The 26,163-nt window shown below is 37.1% G+C and carries 25 protein-coding genes; all 25 read right to left on the reverse strand.

Annotation, left to right across the window (positions count from 1 at the left end; genetic code table 11):
* Nucleotides 1-303 (reverse strand): hypothetical protein, encoded by a 303-nt coding sequence (locus HCX62_RS10480; RefSeq protein WP_185639013.1) that lies wholly within the window; start codon nt 301-303, stop codon nt 1-3.
* Between the two features lie 14 nt (nt 304-317).
* The gene (locus HCX62_RS10485; protein ID WP_185639014.1) at nt 318-608 is read right to left on the reverse strand and encodes a hypothetical protein; all 291 of its coding nucleotides are present in this window, start codon (nt 606-608) and stop codon (nt 318-320) included.
* Nucleotides 609-620: 12 nt separating this feature from the next.
* Complete coding sequence (locus HCX62_RS10490; RefSeq protein ID WP_185639015.1) at nt 621-1,013, reverse strand: hypothetical protein; 393 nt, start codon at nt 1,011-1,013, stop codon at nt 621-623.
* 24 nt (nt 1,014-1,037) lie between these two features.
* A complete protein-coding gene (gene essC, locus HCX62_RS10495; RefSeq protein ID WP_185639016.1) occupies nt 1,038-5,525 on the reverse strand; it encodes a type VII secretion protein EssC in 4,488 nt (1,495 codons plus the stop codon).
* Nucleotides 5,526-5,538: 13 nt separating this feature from the next.
* The gene (gene essB, locus HCX62_RS10500; protein ID WP_185639017.1) at nt 5,539-6,735 is read right to left on the reverse strand and encodes a type VII secretion protein EssB; all 1,197 of its coding nucleotides are present in this window, start codon (nt 6,733-6,735) and stop codon (nt 5,539-5,541) included.
* A gap of 21 nt (nt 6,736-6,756) precedes the next feature.
* Nucleotides 6,757-7,008, reverse strand: coding sequence for an EsaB/YukD family protein (locus tag HCX62_RS10505; protein ID WP_003728973.1), 252 nt, complete (start codon nt 7,006-7,008; stop codon nt 6,757-6,759).
* 17 nt (nt 7,009-7,025) lie between these two features.
* Nucleotides 7,026-7,538 carry a type VII secretion protein EssA gene (gene essA / locus HCX62_RS10510; protein WP_185639018.1) on the reverse strand — a complete coding sequence of 171 codons (513 nt, stop codon included), beginning with the start codon at nt 7,536-7,538 and terminating at the stop codon, nt 7,026-7,028.
* Nucleotides 7,528-10,749, reverse strand: coding sequence for a type VII secretion protein EsaA (gene esaA / locus HCX62_RS10515; RefSeq protein ID WP_185639019.1), 3,222 nt, complete (start codon nt 10,747-10,749; stop codon nt 7,528-7,530). Before esaA ends, essA begins: the two co-directional genes overlap by 11 nt.
* A gap of 148 nt (nt 10,750-10,897) precedes the next feature.
* A complete protein-coding gene (locus HCX62_RS10520) occupies nt 10,898-11,191 on the reverse strand; it encodes a WXG100 family type VII secretion target (RefSeq protein ID WP_185639020.1) in 294 nt (97 codons plus the stop codon).
* Between the two features lie 316 nt (nt 11,192-11,507).
* Nucleotides 11,508-12,800, reverse strand: a complete 1,293-nt coding sequence (locus HCX62_RS10525) for an adenylosuccinate synthase (RefSeq protein ID WP_185639021.1) — start codon at nt 12,798-12,800, stop codon at nt 11,508-11,510.
* 259 nt (nt 12,801-13,059) lie between these two features.
* On the reverse strand, nt 13,060-14,412 hold the full coding sequence (dnaB, locus tag HCX62_RS10530; protein ID WP_003721677.1) for a replicative DNA helicase: 1,353 nt from the start codon (nt 14,410-14,412) through the stop codon (nt 13,060-13,062).
* Between the two features lie 24 nt (nt 14,413-14,436).
* Entirely contained in the window at nt 14,437-14,883 is a 447-nt protein-coding gene (gene rplI, locus HCX62_RS10535) for a 50S ribosomal protein L9 (protein WP_185391721.1), read from the reverse strand.
* Between the two features lie 2 nt (nt 14,884-14,885).
* Entirely contained in the window at nt 14,886-16,859 is a 1,974-nt protein-coding gene (pdeA, locus tag HCX62_RS10540; RefSeq protein ID WP_185639022.1) for a cyclic-di-AMP phosphodiesterase PdeA, read from the reverse strand.
* A gap of 166 nt (nt 16,860-17,025) precedes the next feature.
* The gene (locus HCX62_RS10545; protein ID WP_185639023.1) at nt 17,026-17,754 is read right to left on the reverse strand and encodes a LytR/AlgR family response regulator transcription factor; all 729 of its coding nucleotides are present in this window, start codon (nt 17,752-17,754) and stop codon (nt 17,026-17,028) included.
* Between the two features lie 18 nt (nt 17,755-17,772).
* Complete coding sequence (locus HCX62_RS10550; RefSeq protein WP_185639024.1) at nt 17,773-19,068, reverse strand: sensor histidine kinase; 1,296 nt, start codon at nt 19,066-19,068, stop codon at nt 17,773-17,775.
* Between the two features lie 95 nt (nt 19,069-19,163).
* Nucleotides 19,164-19,325: a cyclic lactone autoinducer peptide gene (locus HCX62_RS10555; protein WP_185532432.1), complete on the reverse strand. Its 162-nt coding sequence runs from the start codon at nt 19,323-19,325 to the stop codon at nt 19,164-19,166.
* Entirely contained in the window at nt 19,309-19,923 is a 615-nt protein-coding gene (locus tag HCX62_RS10560) for an accessory gene regulator ArgB-like protein (protein WP_185639025.1), read from the reverse strand. Before HCX62_RS10560 ends, HCX62_RS10555 begins: the two co-directional genes overlap by 17 nt.
* Nucleotides 19,924-20,180: 257 nt before the next feature.
* The gene (locus HCX62_RS10565) at nt 20,181-20,795 is read right to left on the reverse strand and encodes a PepSY domain-containing protein (RefSeq protein WP_185639026.1); all 615 of its coding nucleotides are present in this window, start codon (nt 20,793-20,795) and stop codon (nt 20,181-20,183) included.
* A gap of 155 nt (nt 20,796-20,950) precedes the next feature.
* Nucleotides 20,951-21,190: a 30S ribosomal protein S18 gene (gene rpsR, locus HCX62_RS10570; protein WP_003721669.1), complete on the reverse strand. Its 240-nt coding sequence runs from the start codon at nt 21,188-21,190 to the stop codon at nt 20,951-20,953.
* Between the two features lie 43 nt (nt 21,191-21,233).
* Nucleotides 21,234-21,770, reverse strand: a complete 537-nt coding sequence (ssb, locus tag HCX62_RS10575; RefSeq protein ID WP_185480542.1) for a single-stranded DNA-binding protein — start codon at nt 21,768-21,770, stop codon at nt 21,234-21,236.
* 55 nt (nt 21,771-21,825) lie between these two features.
* Nucleotides 21,826-22,119, reverse strand: coding sequence for a 30S ribosomal protein S6 (gene rpsF / locus HCX62_RS10580; RefSeq protein WP_185502770.1), 294 nt, complete (start codon nt 22,117-22,119; stop codon nt 21,826-21,828).
* A gap of 282 nt (nt 22,120-22,401) precedes the next feature.
* On the reverse strand, nt 22,402-23,625 hold the full coding sequence (arcA, locus tag HCX62_RS10585) for an arginine deiminase (protein WP_185639027.1): 1,224 nt from the start codon (nt 23,623-23,625) through the stop codon (nt 22,402-22,404).
* A 42-nt stretch (nt 23,626-23,667) separates the two neighbouring features.
* Nucleotides 23,668-24,276, reverse strand: coding sequence for a DUF5071 domain-containing protein (locus HCX62_RS10590; RefSeq protein WP_185639028.1), 609 nt, complete (start codon nt 24,274-24,276; stop codon nt 23,668-23,670).
* Nucleotides 24,277-24,328: 52 nt separating this feature from the next.
* The gene (locus HCX62_RS10595; RefSeq protein ID WP_185639029.1) at nt 24,329-25,237 is read right to left on the reverse strand and encodes a DUF7638 domain-containing protein; all 909 of its coding nucleotides are present in this window, start codon (nt 25,235-25,237) and stop codon (nt 24,329-24,331) included.
* 105 nt (nt 25,238-25,342) lie between these two features.
* Nucleotides 25,343-26,002 (reverse strand): DedA family protein, encoded by a 660-nt coding sequence (locus HCX62_RS10600; RefSeq protein WP_185639030.1) that lies wholly within the window; start codon nt 26,000-26,002, stop codon nt 25,343-25,345.
* Between the last annotated feature and the right edge of the window lie 161 nt (nt 26,003-26,163).

The following is a 26,163-nucleotide window of genomic DNA, read 5'->3' on the forward strand; positions in this document are numbered from 1 at the left end:
TTACTTCCTCCTTTTTTCATACATTTGCCCTATTTTTTTATCTGTTTCTTGGTAACTTGTTGTCGACTCTTCAATAAATTTTGCTACTCTAATCAAAAGTTTTATAGTAGACTCTAGGCTTCTTTGTTCTTCACCCATTTGCTGTAAAAACTTCTCTTTGAATTCTCCTTCTGACTCTATAAACTGGTTTTTCATGTTGTTATAATCACTCAACATCTTATTTTGATTTTGCATTAGAGACGTTACTATTGCTTGGGTCTTTTGTGTAACCTCCGTTGTGTTGATATTAGTTCCATTAGCCAATATAGTTCACTCTCCTAACAAATCGTGTCACAATTTGAAATTATTTCTATAAAAGATGAAATACTCGTTTCACTAGATTCAAAGACTTGCTCAAACCCATCAATTAAATCTGAATCTATTACACTCAGTAACTCGGTTATTTTAGGACTTAAATCATTCACTTGAAAACAGCCATCTTTAGCAACTAATTTCTTTATTTCCTTACACTGCTTAGATAAATCACTTATAATTTGTTTATGTGTTTCAGATAATTTTTGAGAAATTTTATTATACTCATCTTGTTGCAAATTCACTTCTTTACTCAAGTTATTTCCTCCTTACAAATTAGCAATTTTATTATTTATACTATTAATGTCTACGTTAATTATTGATTGTAACGATTGTAACGATTGAATTTGCTGGTTTACTTCATTACAAATTTCTTTAGCTTTTGTAATATTATCATCCATTACTTTAACACTCTCTGGAAATTCTTTGGATAACTCTCTGGCAACTACCCCCTCAAATACATTTTGAACAAATATTTCACCTGTTATTCCTGTATATACTTTTGACTTATGAGTTTCCCAATCTCTAATTTTAGCCTCTAAATTAGTATGCGCTTTTTTTAAATCCGCTATACATGATCCGCATGTAGAAGATTTAGCATTTAGCCTTCTTTTTTTACTTTCATATATACTTTTTTGTTGTTTTTTCATCTGTTCATCCAAACTTGACTCCTCCTAACAATGTTGTTATACTCCTATTTTCACTTTTTGAGGTTGATTATTGGTAATTAAATATACTTCTCCTTTTCTCAATTGCTGTTCCTGTACTATTCTATTTATGGTACTAAATACTGTCTGATCTGTAACACGCATTGCTAAGATTACTAATTTACTCTCTTTGACTTTATTTGCTAAATCTCCATAAGCTTTACCGATGATGCCTATCTCATTTCCTATAACAAACCAAATGCCTGTCTTTCCTTCTTGTTTCAATAGTTCTAATAGTTGCCCTTGTGTCCTGGTAGATAAATCATTTTGTATTTGTATGAAACCGTTGAAAATAATACATTTTGCCGTATATTTTTTATAAAACTCTATTGGGCTACTTTGTCCGTTAGACTGCTGAATTTCCTCTTGGAATGCAGCTTCTCTATCTTTATAATCATCATATATATCCTCTATAAATGTTTCTACTGATTCGATATCAGTTATATAATCACTTACATTATCATTGATACTGATTAATTCCATTGCTTTTTGATCAATAACTGTGGTTTCTACATCTCTTTTTTTAGTTAAAATGTTAATAATCGAATTCAACTTTTCAATTAATCCTTGAGATGTAGTTGTAACGACAACAAGATTTTGCTTATATAACGCAACTTTCACAGCTTCTGCATATTCAAAATCAATTCCTATTGGGAGCTCTCCATATATATCTAAATATTCCTTTGTTTTATCCATGTTCAAGAATTGTTTTATAGAAAACTCCTCTGGAACCATTGGAATAGAGATTGGAAGGCTTCCTTTCCATAAATTCCTCATAACTTGACTTTCTTTTTGTACCTTATCAATAATTTCTAACGTATCAGAACCAACAACAGGTAATGCTGCTTGGAAAGATGTCGGATCTTCTATTTTAACCAACCCTCTTCCTGGAATCTCTTCAATTTTCAAATCCGTTCGTCCCACAATACTTTTTGCTTCATTTTGATCTATTAAATAAAGCGAAATTTGATTCTTTATGTTTGCCAATACTTGAACTCGTATAGCACTTTGACGAACAGCACTAGTAACCAGATGTATTCCGACCCCTGCACCTTCTCGGGCAATTTGTGCCACTATTTTCTCAAGAGTATCTTTATAATCCGCTTGAGAAATGGAATCATACGCATCGATTACCAATAAAATGCTTGGTATTTCTTCACCACTTGCTCGTTCGTACATGGATATATTAGCAACTCCGTATTGACTCAATTTTTGTTTTCTAATTTTTAATTCTTGATATAAGCGACGAATAAGTTTACCAATCTTAATTTCTTCATCTACCATAATCGTATCAGCAACATGTGGTAATTTTTTCAATGGCAATAATCCGTTTGTTCCTAAATCTAGTAAATAAATATGCAATCTTTCTGGGTTATGCTGTCTTGCTAAGTCCATTGTTAGGGATTGCAGGAAAGTCGATTTCCCGAAACCTGGACTAGAGAATACAGCTAAATGCCCATCTTTTGCCAAATCAATTGTTAATGGCTCTTGCGCTTGCATTTGTGGTATGTCTAAAAAGCCAATTGTTGCTTGAAGCGGTTGTTTCTCGGCGCTCCATAGCTCTTCAGTATTCACTTGATGTAATTTAGGTAAGAAAATTTGTTCCTCAAGCGGTGGCAACCAAGGTCTCGGCAACGCCTCAATCCCAGAAGCTTCCGTATACTCATGAATATGATCAATAACCGCGTCTAACTCACTCGGCAATTTCGTCAAATCATCCTTCTTATCTAATCCACTCAAATCCTCCGTCAAAATATCATACTGACCCAAGTCATTAATCGCATAAATGGTTGTATCAATATAATCCGTGCTTTCCTTATCCGGCACGTAATCCGCGCCACTCCACGCACTTTGGAACAATTCGTAAATCTCATTATTACCAACTTGCAAGTACGAACGACCTGGTAGTGTGATTTCTGCTGCGTCTGGTGTTTTCAAAATTTCGTTTGAATCGCTGGCGTTTTGTACTTTTAGGGCCAGTTTGAATTTGGAGTTGGACCAGATTTGGTCATCCACGACGCCGCTTGGTTTTTGGGTTGCTAGGATTAAATGGATACCTAGGGAACGACCGATACGTGCTGTCGAAACGAGTTCTTTCATGAATTCTGGTTGTTCTGATTTCAACTCGGCGAACTCATCTGAAATAAGGAATAAATGCGGCATTGGTTCGGTCGCTTTTCCTTGTTTGTATAGTTTTTGGTATTGGTTGATGTGGTTGACATCGTGCTCGCCAAATAACCGTTGCCTTTTTTGCAATTCGGCTTTGATGGAAGCTAGTGCACGCATCGATTGCGCGCCGTCCAAGTTTGTAATTGTTCCAAGTAAATGTGGCATATTTTTAAATAAGTTCGCCATTCCGCCGCCCTTATAGTCAATCAGCAAGAATGCGACTTCATATGGGTGGAAATTGACGCCCAGTGAGATAATGTACGACTGAATGATTTCTGATTTACCAGAACCAGTTGTTCCGGCTACCAAACCATGCGGCCCGTGAGCTTTTTCATGTAAATTCAGTTGAACGATATCGTCTTTTCCGCGCAAGCCAAGTGGTACAGCAAGACTCTTATAGGTTTCATTTTTCGCCCAGCGGCCGGCAATATTTAGCTCTTCAACGCGCTCCACGCCGTACATTTCAAGGAAAGTAACGGATTCTGGAATCGAGTTTTTCAAGTTTTGAAGATGGTTCAACGGCGCAAGGGCACGGCTGATTACTTCTTTGTCAAAATCTGCTGGCAAATGGTCTGGGACAAATGCTCGGTTTACAAGGTCGCCTTGCTCCAAAATAATGTTCCCGCTCTTCGCGTCACGAATATCTACGACCGTCTTCACGTGTTCAGGCAAGCTCTCCATTACGTCCTGTACGAACACTAAAGAAACACCTAGTTCGCTTGGATCTTCATTGAAGAATTCCATAACTGTGTGATCGAGTACTAATTTTTCGTCGGTAATTAAAACCACATAATGTGGCGTGAAATATAATTTTTCTTGTTTGCTTGCTTGTTCAGTAAGCGCTTGTTTACGCTCTTTTAAAATTTGATAAAGCGAGTTCAACACTTGATCGCGCGAACGTTCGTGATAAACAAATCCACGTACATTCACATCACGCATATTCGCATGCGGCAACCAGCGCATCCAGTCCCAATCCGCCTTTTCTTCTTCTGGGAAAATGGTAATAAATTGCAAATCGTAATAACTATGGAAAAGGGAAGTTTGCATTACTAACATTTGAAGTTGCTCTAGAACTAAACGGCGCGGCCCAATGTAACCAACTGGTCCGTGCATTAAATCTGTCGCTACTGGAACTTCATTGATAGATAAATATTGTCCTTTGATTTTCACAGCTTCTTCGACAAGTTCATCTTTTTCTTGGCTAAACTCTTCTTGTTGGAATTCCACGGAAAAGCTACTTGCTTCGTCGCCGCGGCCAACTCGGAAAGTCAGGAAATCGTGGTGGAACATTGTTTTTTCATAAATACGTGAATCTACTCGTAGCGCCATTTTCTCAAGCTCCACTGCATCTGGATAGTGATACGTTAAGGCGTGTCGTTGTTTTTCGCTTGTTTCGTGTAGTTCTTTTGTTTTCCGTTTTAAATACAAATCATAGCTTTCCACTCGTTGTTTCGAGTCGATTTTGTATTTTTTGCGTGATTTTACGTAGTTAATAATCGCCATTGTGATTGTCACAGCTGACATTGCGATGGTCATGATAATATAAAGTCCACGTGGTTGGAAAATGGAAATCATTACCGTAATCGCAACCATAATCAGTGGTGGTAAAATAATTTTAATTAAGCCGTCTGTTGGTTTTGAGGGCTTGCTTGACGGTTTCGCCATGCTAATTTTTTCTTCTGGCGCACGGTAAATAATCCGCGGTGAACGGTGGTAATCTGGATAGTCTTCACCAAAAGAATTATCCGCAGCAAATAAAGGCGCTAATTTGCTCGTCACACGATTTTTCACAGCTAGCACACTAATATCTTCTTTTCCGATTGTAATCGTCACACCGTCCGTATAAAGCTGGTCACCCGGCTCTAATGTGCAATCTTGCGTTACTAAAGAAAAGTTATGATAAATTTCGCCATTTAACACTTGCAGTTTAAACAGATCTTCTTTGGCACCACGTAAAAGTAAGAAGTCTGACTTTGTATCATCTATCGTGACATCATTTTCAGTTCCGGCGCCAAATGCCACAGAAATATTCGTTACGACATCATATACTTGCGTGTGTAAATCTTGGCACAGGTAAAATGCTAATTTGTCTACGTTCACAGCTTGGTTCGTTTGGAGTGCAGTCGCGCCCGCATTCCAAACTCCTTCGCCGTATTTAACTTCAATCGACTCCGCCAGTTCTGGGTAAGTGATTTCGTGTTCGATTGTATTACCAATTGTCACGACTCTTTCAGGGGACAAGTGGTGTTTATGACATTGCTGCCCGTTACTAACAATTAATAAAGCCTCTCTATTCATGGTTCATTCTCCCTTATTTTGTTTCTGTATTTGTTGTTGCATCTTCAGTTGTTGTTTTTTCGTTTACTTTTTCATCGTATTCTTTTAAGCTATCTTCTAATGTTTTTAGTTTTTCTACTTTCTCATCACCGCTTAGTTTTGTATCACTTTGTACTTGTTCAATTTGTTTTGTTAAACTGTACATCGCAAGCGTTGGATCATCTAAAAGTTTGGCAATATCAAGTGATTCTTTAAATTCGCCACGGCCATTATAAATCCAATAAAGTAAGTTTTTCGCATCAGATTTTAAGCTGATTGTGTTCATAATATTTTCTTTCTTTTTATCGCTCATTTTTTCGCCGTTAACGTAAGCATATGCTAGTTCGTATTGTACGGATTGAGGCATTTTTTCTGGGTCAACGTTTTCTAGACCTGTGATTACTTTATCGTAGTCGGTTTTCAGGAAATTCTCGTTTGCTGTTAGTAAATCGTTTTGCAGTGGTACTTTAACGAAGGCAAAATAAGTTACTGGGACTGCAAGTAAAATAGCTACAATTATAAAACCGACAGCCAATCCGCGGAAAGTTCCGTATTTTTTCTTCGGTACGCTTGCCATATTTTTTTGAGCAGCCGCATGTTCTTTCACGTAAGCTTCTTCTAAAATATCGGCAATATCTTGAATCGTTTTCGCATCCAAAATACTCTTCTCAAATTGCGTTCCTCTTGCACCTGTTAGCGAACCATTGTACAAGTTTTCAAAAGAAAATTTCTTAGAAAACATCGCAATAACGAAGCATTGGTATTGTTTAAAAAACGCTTCTTCAGTTAATTCATATGGCGGTAAAATATTTTTAATACCGCGATGAACAATATTTGGTACTAGGTTAATATCGAAAATCAAATTATCTGGGTGTAAAAAGAACGTATAGCGCGTATTTAATAATTCACTTAAATCAGCAATATTGCGTAGTGCGCGTAGTTTGTCTTCACGTTCCATTTTCCGAATTTGTTCAAATCCGTAAGTGCGTTTGTCAATCTCATAAGAAATTGTATAAGAATCGCTATCACTCGAAATTTTTGCAGGTGTAAAATGTGTTGCAGGTTTTTCTAATAGTTCTAATTGCGCCAGTTCTTTGGCGTGTGTTTTTGATTTCGGGAACGTAATGCTCCAAACTAAATCCTCATAAGTAAAATCGTAAGCTGTTCCATCCATTTCTGTTGTCTTATTCATCGTTTTCATTCTCCTTTTTTTCTATAAAATTTCTAAAATATCTCCGTCCGCAATTTGAAAATTAGTTAATTTATCGTCATCGCTTAGTAGAATTGCTTTATTCGTTGTTTTTATCGTACATTTGGACAAATCCTTATACTCGATTTTGAGCGTCTCTGCCAAATTGATAATTAGTGCTTTGATTGGTTGATGCACCGGAATTCGCAAATCATATTTACTTGCTCCCCAATTAGTGAAATCAACTGTCACATTCATATGTGTGTTTTTAGCCATTTAAAATTCCCCGCTTTCTATTCAAAAACATTGCGCGCCGCCACATAAATCCCACCTGCTAAAGCCACAAGTGTTCCAGCAATTGCTCCGCCAACTGTTTTTTGTTTGGTCTTTTTAGTTTCGTCTTCTACGGTCGTTTCTGCAGCAGCTATTTCGGTGTTGACCGCGGTTGTTTCATATTTACCTGTAAACAACTTCGCTTTCGTTTTTTCCACCGTTTCTCCAGCAGTTGGTTCTTCTTCAAAAAGCGAGTCTTTAATTCGGTCGTATTCTGCTTTTTCTGCCGCTTTTTGTTTGGCGATTTTTTCATCCATTTCGTCAGTAAAAAGTGGAATTCCGTTTTTATCGAGCTCCGTTTCTTCCATCTGCTCTAGTTCTTTTGTTTTTTCTTCTTCTGTTTTTTGGAGTCTGTCTGTTTTGATGTCCATTTTCCCGCTATTTTCAAGATAACTATCCGAATCCGCAGCGAGCGCACTAGGAGCATAGGCGAAACACAATAGTAACAGCAGTCCTGCTAGTTTAAATTTCATCTGAATAGTCCTCCTCTACTTCTTCCTCTTTAGAACGGTGCCAGACAAACAGGTTAAGACCAGTAAATAATAGTGTCGCTCCAATTAAGCTGTATACGACAATAATATAATCTTGTTGCACACTCAAAATTCCGTTGAGTAGTTGCTCGATATATTGCAGTGGCGAGAACGTTCTGAATGTCGCGAAAATAGATTCATTATCAATGTTCAGTCCAACTGCATCTGTTAAGAACAGGTACAAACTTAAAACTAGTAAAATAATCGACATCCCAATCATGTTGAGCTGGCGTAATAAGTACGAAAATGCAGTAACTAGCGCCATCATAATTAGTACGCAAACACCAATCCATAGGAACATCCCAATTTCTCCAACTTCAAAAATAAATCCTGAAACCGCGCCGATTACTAGCCCTTCAATAATTCCTACACAGATTGTTAAGAACGTAATTGGAATATTTTTAAAGACAATCGACATTTCCTTCTCAAATTCATTCAATTGCTCTCGTTTTTTCTCTTGATGTGAAATAACATAGCTAGTGAAAATGGCAAGAATAGTACAAATCAGAATCATGAAGTATGGCATTGATTTGTCACCTGCAACGATAGTCCCTGCGTTCATCTTATCTACTGGATTACTCAAGAAACTATATAGATTTTCATTTTGACGATCACCAACACGGCTATTTTTCATCACCTTAGCAAAGTTTTTCTGGAATGTTTCATCGTCTTCCAGTTTTTGGCCTAAGTCTTCTGATAGGGTGGAGGCTTCTTTTACTAAAGTTTCTCCACTTTGTTGGATATTTTTGGCTTCCTTATCAATCGCATCAAAAGTCTGATATACGACTTCGGCTGATTTTAAGTTACCTTCCGAAGTACCAGCTAACGACTCACTTTTCGCTAAAATTCCTGCAAATTCAGAACTTAGCTGTAGCGCCATTGTTGCTTCTTCGCCCGATTTATCTAAAACCACACCATTTTCTGCGATTAGACCTTTACTAGCCTCGCGCCATGCTTCCAGATTTTGCAAAGTTAATGCTAGATTGGTATTTAAATTAATGGCTTCTTGGGTCGTTTCGTTTAATCTATTTGTTACATCTTCTGACCTTGAATTTGCCTCGGCCATTGTATATTTATAGTCATCAATTCGTTTTTCAAAGGCTTTAATTTTTTTCGTATAATCTGCCACAAAACGGTCTGTTGTCAGATTTACAAAACTACCAATGATATCTTCTTTATTAAAAATGTAATAATACGAAGACGATTTAGCGGAATTTTCTAGTGTTACTTGATAATCGTTAAAGTCCGGGATTTGCCCAGAATCACTTGCATCAATTCCATAATATAAGTCAAATAATGCTTGTAGTTTATAATAATCTTTCACCGTATTAGTAATAGCTTTTACAGAAGAGCTCGTTTCATTAAGGTAGGTTGCTGAATTGACCTTAATCGGCTGCGCTTCTTTTCTAACTAGTATCGCGCCACCTGACATACCAGGGTTTAGCTGTGTTGGATCAGATGGGTCTGGAACAACCGGCATGTATCCATATTCTTGGTTCTCAAATTGTTGCATCGAGGCACTCCAATTCGCAGCCCCAACCAAAGGAACATTAGCACCTTCTCGTAATATTGCTCTACCAGTAATTTTTATATCTATTGGGTAAGCAAACGATGGAATATAAAACTTAATACCATTTTCGCCGTAAGCCGTTTGTTGCACTAATCCTGTATCAGCACTTCCATTTACTAGACAATTGACGTTAGAAAAAGTGAAGTTTTCATCCAAATTCACAACAACTTCTGTCCTATAAGCGCTACTTGGCACAGTATAAGACTGGCTTTCTAGCCCAACACCTTCTGATTTTAGTCGATTAATCGTGTCACTTTTCAGCACATCTGTTGGCAATGCTTTGGCATCAGTTGTAAAGCTAAAATCCTCACCAAACGCTTTACGATGACTGTTATAATACTCTTTCGATAGCGTTACAATATTTTTGTACATCTCTTCGTCGAGCCCAATGCTTGCCAATTGATCTGTATTGTATGTCGGCAACGCTTTTATTTCATTTACAAGCATATTGTTAAAACCTGCGTTAAGATCTTCGCCAGCCAAATCTTTCAGGCCAATTTCATTTATTTTATCCGAATAATCGTTTTCTTTTAAAATACGCAGCAAATCATTATAAACAGCCGTCCGGAAATCATTTTCGAGCGTTCCGATAATTTCTCCATCTAGCGCTTCGATCCGTGCATTCGTTTCAGCGATGTAGTTTTGCAAAGCCTGCGTCTGCGATAATAACGAATTAGTTCCTTCTAAAACTTGAAATTCCGAAGTCATTTGCGCATTGGCTTGTTCTAAAGCGGCCGTTTGCGTTCTAATATCTTCTGCCGATAAAGAACCATCAAAGTTCTGCAAGTTCTCCGTGAATTTTATCCCAAAAGGTGCATTGGTTTCTTGCGTTTTCGTGTAGCTATCCATATTTTTCATATGTTCAGCGTTTTCCGTTTTGGAGACATTTAAGCTTTCTTCAAATTCCTTCATAATATCTTGGAAACCTTGGAAGCTCTCTTTAGAAGTCCCCGTGTATGTTTGTACCGTTTTAAATTGTTCCGTGTAGTTTGATAACGGATTATTTACATCTGTGTTGTAAATAGCGTCATACTTTTTCTCTTCTTTAACTAACGCGCCAATGTTATCTTGCGCTTCTTGTAAAGTGGTTAAAATGCTAGCAAAATAAACGTCAATTATCCGTGAATTGAAGTCTTCGAGTACTGACGCTGCTGTTTTTTCTGCTTCTGCTTTTAAATCGCTATTTCCGACATCATTAACTTTGTAGCTAATGGTTACTTTTTCTGGAGCAGTCGATGTCATTGACAATGCTTTTTGAGAAAAGTCACTCGGAATAACAATCATCATGTTATATACATCTCGTTTTAAGCCACTTTCTGCAACCCCGCGGCTAACAACGTACCATTCATGTCCTTCATCTTTTTCAATACTTTTAACAAATTGGTTCCCGAACTCCACTCGTTTTCCTTGGAAAGTATCTCCTTGGTCCTCGTTAACAAGTGCGATAGTCATTTTATGTACTTTTTCAGTATTATTTTTAGTTTCTTTATTTGCCCCTTGATTCAAAGCCAAATAAGTAATTCCTGCCGACAGAAAAATCGCCAAGACTAAAAAGAGTAAAATACTCCATTTTACCTTCTTCATTCATGTCCCACTCCCGTTGTGTCTTTTTTTATATAAATACCTTTTTAGGCATAAGCTTTCTATTTTAGAAAAAGCCATGCAAAAAACTGCATGGCTTTTCGTAAAGCATCCATCTATATTTGTATGTATGCCCCACTCTTGTTGATTTTTAGAATCCGAAGTTTTGAGAAAGTTGTTGATCGTGCTCTTCTACAGCGTTTGCAGTCTTCTCAAGTTGATCATTGATTTGATCCATTAAGTTTGCGAATTCAGTCACTTTTGGTTTTAATTGCTCAAATTGCTCATCAAAACGTGCAAAAGCTTGACCTTCCCACTCGCTACGAAGTTGATCTTGTAATTGGCTCAAACGGCTTAGAATATCTTCAATATCTCTACCACTTTGACCATAAGTTTTAGCGCGATCACGTAGCTCGCTAGGACTCATACGAATTTGACCTGACATTCACTTCATCTCCTCTTATTATCTATTGTGAATAAGATATCACTCTAAAATTATATCATGAATTCACAAGCTAAATTGTGACAGAAATGCGAATAAAATAGCTCCAAAACACTGATATTGGGTCTTTTTTTGGAATCCTTTTCCATATAAAAGATGCGTTTTTCACAAAGAAAGATTATTTTTGTTAAGTTTTTCAAGTTTTACGGCCATGGATTGTATACCATGCTGAAATCAAAACCAGCTCTTATGAAGAAAAAAATGTCGAAACAAAAAGCCCCTCGAGGAAAAACCTCAGAGGAGCTTGGTAATTATTTTATTAAGCTAAACGCCAAACGCTTTTAATCACGTGTGTTTGAGCACGGTCTGGACCTACAGAGAACATAGAAACTTGCACGCCTGTAAGTTGCGCAATACGTTCCATGTAATGGCGGCAATTAACAGGTAGATCATCTAATGATGTAACTCCTGTAATATCTTCCGTCCAGCCTGGAAGTTCTTCATAAACTGGTTCGCAACGAGCTAAATCTTTCAAGCTTGCCGGGAATTCTGTAATTGTTTTTCCGTCTAATTTGTAAGCTACACAGATTTTAAGTGTTTCAATTCCTGTCAATACATCTAGTAGCGTTAACGATAAATCCGTTAAACCACTAACACGACGAGCATGACGAACAACGACACTGTCAAACCAACCTACACGACGCGGACGACCAGTAGTCGTACCATATTCATGACCAACTTCACGAATATTGTCACCGATAGCATCAAATAATTCTGTCGGGAAAGGACCGTCACCAACACGCGTAGTATAAGCTTTCGCCACACCAACAACATGATTGATTTTCGATGGACCAACACCACTACCGATAGTTACACCACCAGCAATCGGATTACTTGAAGTTACAAACGGATATGTTCCTTGATCAATATCAAGCATAACCCCTTGCGCCCCTTCAAACAACACACGTTTACCATCATCTAAAGCGTCGTTTAAAACAACAGATGTATCGCAAACATATTCTTTAAATTGTTGACCATATCCATAATATTCTTCTAAAATATCTTCTAATTTAAATCCTTCTAGTTCATAAAAACGTTCAAGTAAACGGTTTTTCTCACCAAGATTATGCTCTAATTTTTCTTTAAATGTTTCTTTATCTAGTAAATCGATAATACGGATACCAACACGCGCCGCTTTATCCATATATGCTGGGCCGATACCTTTTTTCGTTGTACCGATTTTGTTTGCGCCTTTACGTTCTTCGTCAGCTTCATCAATACGAATGTGATACGGTAAAATAATGTGCGCGCGGTTAGAGATACGCAAATTAGAAGTATCCACGCCTTTGTCATGAAGATATTTTAACTCCTCAACTAAAGCTTTTGGATCAACAACCATACCGTTACCAATAACACTAATCTTTTCTTTGTAAAAGATACCTGATGGAATTAAGTGCAATTTGTACGTTTCGCCATCAAACTTAATTGTATGACCCGCATTGTTCCCACCTTGATATCTAGCAATCGCTTCTGCATTTTCGGAAAGAAAATCTGTAATCTTCCCTTTTCCTTCATCGCCCCACTGTGTTCCTACTACAACAACTGAAGACATTTAAACACCTCATTTAATTGGTCTTTGATAGCTATGAGTTTTTCATAGCCTCTTCATTTTCCACTATATATTGTACCGTTTGCCACCAAAATAGTCAATGGATTTACGAACATTGATTTGTAAGGTAATTTTATCGTTCGCTTTTTTAAACGTTTTAGCAGAAATATAAAGTATATTTTTAGTAATATGATACCTTTTTGCATAAAATAAAAAACCTTGCGCACTCCAAATTTAATTAGAATTTCACAAGGTTTCCTCATTAAGCCATTGCGTCGTCGTACCGCACTTCTAAATTCACAAACTTATTATATTCTTTTACAAAGGCTAGTTTAACGTCACCAACCGGACCATTACGTTGTTTCGCAATAATAATCTCAATCGTGCCATCATTTTCGCCTTCCCGGTCATAGTAATCTTCCCGGTATAAAAAGGCCACGATATCCGCATCTTGCTCAATCGAACCCGATTCACGAATATCTGACATCATTGGTCGCTTATCTTGACGTTGCTCTACACTACGAGATAACTGTGAAAGTGCAATTACTGGCACTTCAAGTTCCCGCGCCAAAGCTTTCAACGACCGAGAAATTTCAGAAACCTCTTGTTGTCTATTTTCGCCACCACGACCGCTCCCCGCAATAAGTTGCAAGTAATCGATCACGATCATGCCAAGACCAGTTTCTTGTTTTAAACGACGACATTTGGAACGAATCTCATTCACACGAACACCCGGCGTATCATCAATATAAATCCCAGAATTAGAAAGTGTACCCATCGCGATTGTCAGCTTTTGCCAATCATCGCTCGTTAAAGCACCCGTCCGTAAATTCTGCGCATTAATATTTCCTTCCGCACAAAGCATACGCATAACAAGCTGTTCCGCACCCATTTCCAAACTAAAAATGGCCACATTCTCGTCAGTTTTCGTCGCAACATTTTGCGCAATATTTAAAGCGAAGGCTGTTTTACCAACAGAAGGACGCGCGGCAACAATAATTAAATCATTCCGCTGAAATCCAGCTGTCATTTTATCAAGCTCGTTGAATCCAGTTGGAATCCCAGTAATATCACCTTTACGATTATGCAAAATTTCAATATCGTCATATGTTTTAACAAGGACATCTTTAATATTCTTGAACGCGCCGACATTTTTACGTTGCGAAACTTCCAAGATACTCTTTTCCGCCTCGTCCATAAGCATATCGAGCTCGTCCTCGCGCGAATAACCATCTGTCGCAATTTGGGTAGCCGTTCTAATTAAACGTCTCAGAAGCGCCTTGTCCTCGATAATATGCGCATAGTATTCTAAGTTCGCAGCAGTTGGCACAGCTCCGGATAATTCCGTCAAATATGGCAAACCACCCGCATCTTCCAAATTACCTTTGGCAGCAAGCGCCTCGTACACCGTTAATACATCGACAGCCTTCCCGTGGTCATTCAAATCAAGCATCGTTTCGAAAATGATTTGGTGACCCGTGCGATAAAAATCATCCGGCATTAAAATTTCAGAAGCAGTAATCAGCGCATTCGGCTCAAGAAATATCGCGCCCAGTACAGCTTGTTCGGCTTCAATATTTTGTGGTGGTGTTCTGTCCTGGAAATTATTATCCACTGTCTTACGCTCCCTTAAGAAAAATTATTCTTCACTAACATGTACATCAAGTGTTGCAGTTACTTCATGGTGCAACTTCACAGGTACTTTTGTATGCCCTAAAGCTCGAATTGCATCCGGTAAATCCATTTTACGTTTATCTATTTTAATACCATGTGTTTTTTCAAGCGTTTGGGCGATTTGTTTAGATGTAATCGAACCAAACAATCTGCCGCCTTCACCAGACTTCGCTTTTAATTCCACTGTTAATTTTTCCATTTTTTCTTTCAAAGCTTTCGCCTCAGCTAATTCTTCTGCAGCAACCTTGTCTTCTTTTTTCTTTTGAGCTGAAAGTGTGCTTAAAGCAGCATTGTTAGCCTCAACCGCGTAACCATTTTTAATTAAAAAATTGTTTGCATAACCATCTGCAACATTTTTTGTTTCACCTTTTTTACCTTTACCTTTTACGTCTTTCAAGAAAATAACTTTCATAATTATGTTTCTCCCTTCCAATACGCATCAATGGCGCTGATTAATTGTTTTTCTGCTTCTGCAATCGTAACATCTTTAAGCTGTGTGGCTGCATTCGATAAATGACCACCACCGCCTAGTTTTTCCATAATGACTTGCACATTGATTTGACCAAGCGACCTCGCGCTAATACCGATTAATTTATCCGGACGTAGCGTAATGACAAAGGATGCCTGCACGCCTTCCATCGAAAGCATCGTATCCGCCGCCTGCGCTGCAATGACCGTGCCAAATTCCTCGTCTTCATGTCCCATCGCAATCGCCATGCCGTCATGATAAATTTCAAGCGACTCCACTAAACGACTTCGCTGTGTAAAAGTAGTAATATCTTCTTTTAAAAATTGCTGCACTAACACCGTGTCCGCTCCAAGCGACCGTAAATAACTTGCCGCATCAAACGTACGCGACCCAGTCCGAAGCGTAAAGTTCTTCGTATCAACCACAATCCCCGAAAGTAATGCCGTCGCTTCGATTTTCCCAACTTGTTCTAAATCTGGCTGGTACTCAAATAGCTCCGTAATCAGTTCGGCTGTAGATGACGCATACGGTTCAATATAAACAAGAACCGGACTTCCGACAAATTCCTCTGAACGACGGTGATGATCGACAACAACCACATTCGTGGCCGAGTCCAGCAATTCTTTATTAATAACCATCGAAGGTTTATGCGTATCAACTACGACAAGCAAACTCTTCTCGGTAATATTTTCTAGCGCAACTTGCGGTGTAACAATATTTTTAATTACATTCGGATATTCTTCAATTTCATTCATCAGCCGCTTCACATCTGGACTCATTTTGCCAGGTTCAACGACCACATAAGCATTGCGATCATTCATCTCAGCAATCCGCATCACACCAAGACTCGAACCAATTACGTCCATATCCGGATAGCGATGCCCCATAACAAAAACTTGGTCACTTTGCGTAATCAACTCTTGCAAGGCTTGCGAGATAACACGTGCGCGAACCCGAGTCCGTTTTTCCATCGGGTTTGTTTTGCCGCCGTAAAAACGCACTTTTCCTTCAGGTTGCTTAATTACGACCTGATCTCCGCCGCGCCCTAAAGCAAGGTCCAAACTCGACTGCGCCAAATCCGCCAACTGAATCAAATCATCTTCCTTATAACCAATCCCAATACTAAGCGTTAATGGAATATTTTGCTTCGACGTCCGTTCGCGAATCCGGTCCAAGATTTGAAACTTCTCTTCCTCCAACCGCTTCAACATTTCTTCCGTCAAAAAGGCCATAAAGCGATCCGTAGAAATCCGTTTTAAGTAGATACGATGTTCCCGCGCCCAGTTAGTCAGCATCGACGTCACCAAATTATTCAAAGCACTTCGACGTCTATCATCCATACCTTGCGCCCATTCATCGTAATTATCTAAGAAAATAACCGCAAAAACCGATTTATTCGCTTGAAATTTCTTATTTAAATCATAATATTCCGTCCGGTCATATAAGTATAAAATCCGCTCTTTACGCTTTACTATCGTGTCAAAACGGTGATCACGCCAAGCAATCGACATAATTCCTTTTTCATCATTCCCAGTAATAACGTCCAGAAATTCCGGCCCCACTTCTTCCAAAGACTCGCCAATTAACTCTGTCTTATCAAAGTACTTCGACATAAACGGGTTAACCCATTCAATTTTATAATGTTCATCATACAGCAATATTCCCATCGGCATTTCAACAAGCGCTTCTTCTTCACTGCGCTTAATCCGATACGTTAAATTAGAAACATATAGTTGAACGTCTTCATTTAGGCGATATTCAAAGTAAAACATCGCAACCGTAAGAATAATCCCACCAACAACAACTAATACCGATAACCACCACGAAAAAAAGAACGTGATTACGCCCAAAATAATTGTCGCTGCAATCAGACCGTATAATGGATATTTAAGCATTCGTTTTTGAAAATAGCCTGACATTTCATCCAGCTCCCCATTTTTTTACATACCTTTTGTCTGAAATTGAGTATCTATATCATAACATAAACCGAACTAACAATTCATCACTATTATTTTACCTATATTTCCCCATTTCATCAAATACGAACCTGACATCGTACAAAAAAAGCGACCATAAAGGCCACTTTTATAAACTCAAGCTTTTAATTAATTTTGATGACGCGTAACAATTCTCTCCATTAGACATCTTAACCACACCTTTTGTCGTATCTAATTCATGAATATTTTTCGTATTCACAATATACGAACGATGACACCGATAAAAGGACTCGTCCAACATTTTCTCGATGTTTTTCAACTTCCCATAAAACTCCACTTGGCGGTTTTTGCCATGTAAAATCACTTTATGAATAGTTGGCGCTGTTTCGAAAAACAAGATATCGTCTAAAAGCTCATGAATAATCTTCTTATCTGACACTTTAAACGTAAAATACTTCTGCATATCTTGGTCATTAGAAATCCGTTCTTCCGCTTGCTTCATACATGCAAGCACTCGGTCATGCAACATATCAATATCGTCTTTAATAATATAATCAAGCGCTTCCACCTTATACGTGAAAGTCATATAACTCAGTTCCGCATGTGTTGTAATGAAAATAATGAATCCCCGTGGATCAAATTTCCGAATTTCTTGAGCTAACTCAAAACCATTCATGTCCGGTTGCCCTAAATCAATATCTAAAAAGTAAAGTCCCATACCTTGATGTGAAGGCATTCGTGATACTAACTCAAACGGATCTCCTGTCGAAAGTTCTAACTTCATATCAAAATGTTCAACCATTATATAGTCTTCAATATATTTCGTTAACCTTTCTCGCTGCATTCTGTTATCTTCACAAATAAAAACCGGTAGCATAAATTCATCCCCATTCTTCTACATAATTTCTAATTCTTGAATAACTTCTCTATCGGTCACTTTCGTATCTAAGGCAACGTGCGAATATTTCTTCATAATCTCCCGCAAACTAGCAAGACCCAAACCACGACCTTCTCCTTTTGTCGAGAAACCTTCTTCAAATATTTTATAAACAGGCGGCATATTCACTGGTAAGCTATTCGCAAACACAATGATAATACTATCGCCTTTTTTCACAAACGCAATCCGAATAACTGGATTTTCACAAGTTAGCGCCGCTTCAACAGCATTATCCAGCAAGATTCCGACAACTTTACATAAATCTATACTATCCATCGAAATCTTATCAACCGGTTCAACCACTTCCAAAATCGCATCAATTTTCAATTCTTGAGCTCGTATTAACTTAACAGCCAGTAAGCCCTTCAGTTCAATTACATGGATATTTTGCAGCAATGAAATCTTATAGTTGTTCGATTCAATCGTTTTATTTATAGGTACAATATTATTTTCAAAGTAATACTTCAAACCCGGCATATCATTATTATCAATATATCCCACAAGTGTAGACAAGATATTCACATAATCATGACGAAAAACGCGCATTTCTCTATGCAGGGACTCTAATGTAGTAACATAATCCTGTAATTGTTCTAGCTGTTCCTTCTGATTCTGTACTTTAAGTTCATTGGTCGCTGTATTAATAACAACCGTCACTATGACTATTAACAAAATGGTATAACCCGTAAAAATAAGCGTATTAATTTTCAAAACTGAACCATCGAAACCAGCAATCGATCCTGCGTAAATATTCATATAGAACGCTAAAACCGTAAGTGCAACGATAGAGAAAATAATATACGCATATTTTCTATGTTCAACAAATCTAGATAAATCTACTTTTTCAATAAGCTTTCTAAGCAGAAAAGCAAGCACCAACAAGTTCGTTAGCATCCCCACACAATAAACTAATGTTGGTAGTAATTCATTAAATATTTCATCGTATTTAAAATGTAAACCCGGTACTAAAATAAAACCTACTATAGAATCACTAATAGTAAGCAGAATAATAACTACAAGCGTAATAGAACCCGAAACTATCAAATTTTTATTCTTCCAATATAAGGCACTTACAAAAACCAGCAACACCAAGATCATCGACCAGTACTGAACTAATGTAAATAAAGGGAAGGCTACCATAGCAATTGCTACAGTGACCACTCCCTCTTTAATTGAAAAAACTTTGTTTGTCAAAATCTGGATTGCTATAAAAATACCCGTTATCTGTATAAATGCCATCAAAATACTAAACATATTAGTCCTCCACTGTCTAAAATATCTATGTTTAAATATGTAAGTTTGCCTTCTTTTTATTTTAGCATGAATTTTGATGTTATACAGTTTTTAATTTATTTATTTTCTTTTTTTTCTTGCATTTTTACAAATGGACTTTTTGGTTCGTATACAAACATGAAGCAAGCCTTACTCATAGAAGAATCCGCAACTTTCATGGATTTCTCTTCTAGTTTTCTAGAGAGGAATTTACCAACCGATCTATTCATATTTCTCATAGTTCCGATACCTCCTTCTTAAAAGTTTGTAAGTAAGTGGATTTATGCTTATCACCTGAAACAAAGAACCTATCATGATTAATGTTTTCATCTCAGCGAATGGTATTAGTAACGCAATTCCCGTTAAAATTAACGTCCCTATCATCGCTTTTCTTTTTAGTGTTTTTCGGTGTTCTGCACCGATTAAAGGCAAATTCTCTGTATCTGCCGGAGCGAATAAAAACATGTTGAGTAGTATGAAACCAAATGTACCTAAAACAACCCAATTATTAGAGGGGATATTTTGAAAAACGAATGGCGCGAACACAAACATCATCAAGCTAATCAACGTACAATTCAATGTTTTGGTTGCGTGTAATCCAAAAGAATACCGTCTAAGCCATAAATACGACAGATGCACTGTCACCGTTTGCAGTAAAAGCCCTGTTACTAAGGCAATACCATATACGAGAGCAAACTTCATGGCATTAATTAAAATTATTTCCAGTCCATATTTTACTTTTAAATAACCTTCTTCGTCATCCTTCCAGCGATCTTTTGAAATCAAAACATCCGCCATTCTTTCTGACAAAGGGACTTTTGCGGTAAAATTACTCAACTAATTCACCTCCACTAATATTCTACAACGAATTTACCTATAATAACCAAAAATGTAATGAAATGTCCGATTCTTGTCATGAACGACTCGAAAAGGGCAAAATTAGCAATTTTTTGGATACAATTCAGAATTTTCATACGTATATAAAGAACTGCATACTAGTATTAAAGACTCATATTAATATTATATTTCAGTAATTTTATTCATAAAAAAAGCAAGCTATGAAAGAATATTCACAGCTTGCTTTTTCGATTTTATTAATCATCTTGTTCCGTTTGAAGTACGTCTAAAGTTTTTGCATTTAGTTTAATTTCGTATTTTTTATTATCTTGTTTTACTGTTACTTCATAATAAGTTGTGTCTAATTCTCTTTCTATTTTCCAACTTGTTACGTCGCCAGCTTGTTCAGTTACAGCCTTATCCATCGCTTCTTTTGGTGTTTTAATACCATCTAAGCTAAGTTTTTCATTTTCTTTTTCAACTCCACCAGCATCTTCTTGGTCAAGTCGGTCTGTTTCATCGCTTAACTGTTCTTTTGTTTCAGCATTGAATTTCATTTCATATTCATTGTCATTTGAAATTCCATCAACTTTGTACACATATTTTCCCAAGTTTTTCTCTAATTCAACGCTGGATATTTCTGCATCACTATGTTTGTCTTTGAATGCATTTACCGCGTCTTCGTAGCTCATATCGAAGCTTTTATTTTGCAAGCTATCGGATGATGAACTTTCATTGTTACTGCTTTTGCTACTAGTAGTTTCTTGGCTATTATTGTTTGATGATGTATCCTTATCATCATTCGAGCCACATGCCGATAAAGCTCCTACTAATAATACTGCCATCCCTACTGTTGCTAATTTTTTATACATATTTGTTTCCCCCTGTGCATTTTTTTACTTCTTTTTAAGAATAACACGAATATTTAACACAGGCTTCCTTCTTAGGTCCTAGGTTTTTCGGTCCTGAGGTCTATTTTTGATAAAAAAACAGCCTAGAAATGAATTCTAGACTGTTAAAATTAATTTTATTTTTCTTCAGCAACAAATGGTAGTAATGCCATTTGGCGAGAGCGTTTGATAGCAACAGTAAGTTTACGTTGATATTTAGCGCTTGTTCCAGTTACACGACGAGGTAAAATTTTACCACGTTCGGAAACGAATTTTTTAAGAAGTTCTACATCTTTATAGTCGATATGCGTAATACCATTGGAAGTAAAGTAACATACTTTTTTCCGACGGCGTCCGCCTCTGCGTCCTCCAGCCATTGAAAGTTCCTCCTATCTTAAAGTTCAAACCGCTAAAATGAAATTAGAATGGCAAATCGTCATCAGAAATGTCGATTGGCTTACCATCACTTGCAAAAGGATCATTGTTAGTGGATTGATAATTTTGATTTTGAGATTGTTGCTGGTCCTGTCCGAATCCACCGTTATTTGTAGGTGCTTGTCCGAAGTTATTTCCACCGCTATTATAATTATTGTTGTTATTGCCACTTTGATAGTTACTTCCGCCACCGCCATTAGAATTACGCGGTTCAAGGAATTGAACACTCTCTGCTACAATTTCAGTCACATAAACACGTTTACCGTCGTTCCCCTCGTAATTACGAGTTTGAACACGGCCATCAACGCCTGCCATGCTTCCCTTCTTCAGGAAATTAGCAACATTTTCTGCCGGTTTACGCCAAACAACACAATTAATAAAGTCAGCTTCTCGTTCTCCTTGTTGGTTAGTGAACGTACGATTTACAGCTAATGTAAAAGTCGCAACAGCCACACCAGCTGGAGTGTAACGTAATTCAGGATCTTTTGTTAAGCGTCCTACAAGTACTACACGATTCATCATGCAAAACCAACCTCCTCTCGTTTAGTAAATCAAGGTCCTAGCCTTGAATAAATTCTTATGCTTCTTCTTTAATTACCATGTGACGAATGATATCATCAGAAATTTTTGCTAAACGGTCAAATTCGTTGATAGAATCTGCTTTATCAGCGTTTAATTTCACGATGTGGTAAAAACCATCACGATAGTCATTGATTTCATATGCTAAGCGACGTTTACCCCATTCTTTTGATTCGATGATCTCCGCACCATTATCAGTTAAGATTCCGTCAAAGCGTTCAACAACAGCTTTTTTCTCATCTTCTTCAATGTTTGGGCGAATGATGTACATAATTTCGTACTTTCTAGCCATCTACTCTACACCTCCTTGTGGTCTTAAGCGGCTCTGATATAGCATGAAACCACACCATATCCCTGAAATTCAGACTGCCTTTAGCTAGCCTTAAAATCAAGAGCGAGCAAGGAATAATTTATAATTACTCACAATAAAATATTATATCATAGCGCAAACTAACCAGCAAGATATTTCTCGAAAATTTCTGGTTTGAAAACACTATAGCACATCTCAAAATCACCGACAATGCTTTTTACGAAAGTCGTATTTTGAAGGGGAATTCCAGTTTTTCAAAGCTTACTATAAATTTTTTCTAACAAGCGGCATTGTCATACACCTAGGACCACCACGACCTCTAGAAAGCTCCGAACTAATCACTTCATGAACCTTAATACCAGCACTTCTTAAAAGGTTATTAGAGACATGGTTACGATCATATGTAATTACTTCCCCCGGCGCAATCGCAAGTGTATTTGCCCCGTCATTCCACTGTTCTCGCGCTGAAACAATCACATCTTCCCCGCCACAAGGAATAAAATCAACTTCCGGCACATCTAAAATCTCCGCAATCACACGCTGAAAGTCTCTGCGTGGCGTAATTTCCAGCCCATTCTCACTTTTTTCTAAAATATAAACATTGAGCTCGCCCTGTTGATTTTGAATAGCTGGATGAATCGTGAACTGCGCAAAATTAACCATGGTGAAAACCGTATCCAAATGCATAAATGATCTTGTTTCCGGAATTTCAACTGCTAATACTCGCTTGATTTTCGGAGCGCGACTAAATAGACTTTCCGCAAGACGCTCGACCGCTCGTGCATCCGTCCGTTCAGATACACCAACAAGGATAGTTTCCTCATTTAAAACTAATTCATCGCCACCTTCTAAAGAAAACGGCTCTTCGCGACCTGACCATATCGGGATTTCGTGTCCACCAAAACGCGGATGACACTTTAAAATCAGCTCAATAAAAATAGACTCTCGCCTTCTAGCCGGCTGGAACATTCTGTTAATCGTCACGCCACTTCCAATAACCGCTGCCGGATCTCGTGTAAAATATAAATTTGGTAATGGATCTAAGAAAAATGGATATTGTTCATCCATCATTTCATTTAAATGTTTCTTTTTTCGCTCCGGAATTTCTGATTTTTTTAAGCCAGACATCAGTTTTCTAATCATTTCTTCCTCATCAAAAGACATTAAATAATCTCGCACATATAGCGCGCTTTCGTCCATTTGATTGGATTCTTTAATCATTTTTGTTAAAAAGGCTTCTTTATTATTAGATGCTCGCAATGCTTCTGCCGCTAATTTTTCTAGATAAAGCACTTCAATGTTCGAGTCTTGCATCGTTTTGACAAAAAAGTCATGTTCTTTTTGCATCATTTTCAAGTAAGGGATATCGTCGAATAATAAAGATTCTAGATACTCTGGTGTAATATTTTCGAGTTCAGAACCCGGTCTTTTTACAAGTACTGTTTGGAGTTTGCCAATTTCGGATGTAATGTTCAATGCTTTTTCCATTTCATCACCTCTTGATAACTAGTTACCCTAAATGGTTGTTAATTATTCGACCGATTCATGAAAAAACTTTTTTAGAAGAGTGTCGGCTATTTCTTGAATACCCTCATTATCTTTGGAGGTTGAAGATGTTTTTTTAAGTCGCTCCAGCTCCGTTTGGTAACAATGTATAGATTCTTTCTCAAATTCTCGCATCAAAAAATATAATATATTATAAATCCATGCATTATCTTCTGATTCAAAAGCTTTTACTATTGATTCGTTTAAATACTTTTGATTTTCTAATAGAATGGGCACTGCATTTTTCGCAATTGGCCAACTCATATCTTGAATACACGCCAAAAGCTCATCTAAAAAACACTTAGATTCTTCTATATTATGAAATGACAATAATTTGTTCTCGTCAAATTTGCTTTGTGGAAGATTCGCTTTAAGAAAGTTAATGTTTTCAATCCTTTTGGATAGTCTCTCTATCTGCTCTTTGACAGCATTTAGCTCATCTAATGAAAGTTCATAGTTTATAAAATTCTTTTCTTTATCTTTTAAGGTTAACTTCACCATTGTTTGTTCATTGGTAATATTTGCTGCTACACCACCAAAATTTGTTTTATTATCATCGGAAAAAATATAATATCCTGTATACATATTTTCCATTTATTATTTCCCCTTTATGAAACTTATTATTTTATGTTATTACTAAAAACATCTATACTTCTCTTTTCTCATTTGGGTTATATATAATTCGGCGATAATCTGTATCTCTTGCATCCATGTCTCCAAGGTATATTCGTTGATGTTCCGGGACGGCTTCATATGCTTTCCGCAAGCTTTCACGTGTTATCTCTGAAGGATGTACCAAATAGTGGTAATAGGATTCACGGCAGATTTCTAAGGATGTTTTAGATTTAGTTACTTTTGCGGCTAAGTCTTTTATTTCTTTGAATTTACTGTAGGATGATGTTTGGTAATCTCCGGAAACTGTTAATGTTGCAAAATTGGGAATCACCATTGTAAATTCTCCCGAAACTTTACTAACTAACACACCAGATGAAAGCATTTTTTTGATTTCGTCTAATGAATGTGTGGTTTTTGTTTCTTCTAAAAAGAACGTTCCATCTTCATAAATAACAATTGACGTCAGAATCATTTTGCCTTCTGAATGGTAAAACACACTGGTAGAAGCTCCATCTAGCAAACCATAGCCAAACTCACCCTCCACTTTATATGGAGCAGCACCAGTTGACCACGCAACATTATGCGCTTCCCATTTTCGTTGTTGTTCTTTCGTTTCATTAAACAAATTAATCATTTCATGGTTCATATTTTGCACATTTTTGTATACATATTCATAGTAAGTTTTTGGTGTATGTTGCCATTTTGCACTGTGAATAGCATACGTTCCCAAACCATGAATGTTAATGTTTTTGCCATCAGGAATAGAGGTGACTAGTTTATTTATTGCTAATTTATTTTGTAACTCTTTTAAATTGATTCGTTCCCAGCAATCCATTGATCCATCTTCAAAAACTGGCATAGATATAAGATAATACTCCATATTATGAATAATAGCAGGAATCGCTGTCCCTTCTATCAATCGCTTATAATACATTTCCATCGCTATCTCTCCTTACACTTAATATTATATATTTTACTAAACTTAGTTTAAATAAACCAACAGCAACTTATCATAATTTCCCGGGAAATAAAAAAAGCACAGAAATTATTCTGCGCTTTTTTTGTCCATTTTACTTTTAATAAACGAAACTACCATTGGGATAACGGAAACTATGATAATTCCGATAACTACTAATGAGAAGTTGTCTTTCACGATTGGGAAATTCCCGAAGAAGTAACCCGCGAGCGTACAAAGTAATACCCAGACAGTTGCTCCTAAAACATTATAATTTAAGAAATAGCGGTAATTCATGCGGCTTGCTCCTGCTACAAATGGTGCGAATGTCCGGATGAATGGCATAAATCTAGCAATAAAAATGGTTTTTCCGCCATGTTTATTGAAGAATGCTTCTGCTTTTTCCATTTTTTCTTTATTTATGAGTTTTCCAAACCAGCTGTCTTCCGGTATGGACGTTCCAATTTTTTTACCGATATGGTAGTTCACTGTGTCACCTAGAACTGCAGCTAACCATAAAGTGATGATTAGCGGAACAATATGTAGAATTGAACCATCTAATACAGATAACGCTCCGGCCGCAAAAAGTAATGAATCCCCTGGTAAAAACGGAAATACTACCAATCCAGTTTCTATAAAAACAATCAAGAACAAAATGATGTAAGTCCAAATTCCAAAATTATTTATAATCTCCACTAAATGTTGGTCAATGTGCAAAATAAAATCAATGATGTAGGTAATAAAATCCACCAGGCACTCACTTCCTCTTCTTTTTTTAAAGTCAAAGTTCATTTTACCACAAATTAACTTGACTTGTATCAGACTTGTGATGTATTTACTATTTCTTAACAATTAATTGCTATCAGTGACTCGAATATAAAAAAAGACTGGAAAAATCCCGCAAATTAGGA

This window comes from Listeria swaminathanii, assembly GCF_014229645.1.
GTDB lineage: Bacteria > Bacillota > Bacilli > Lactobacillales > Listeriaceae > Listeria > Listeria swaminathanii.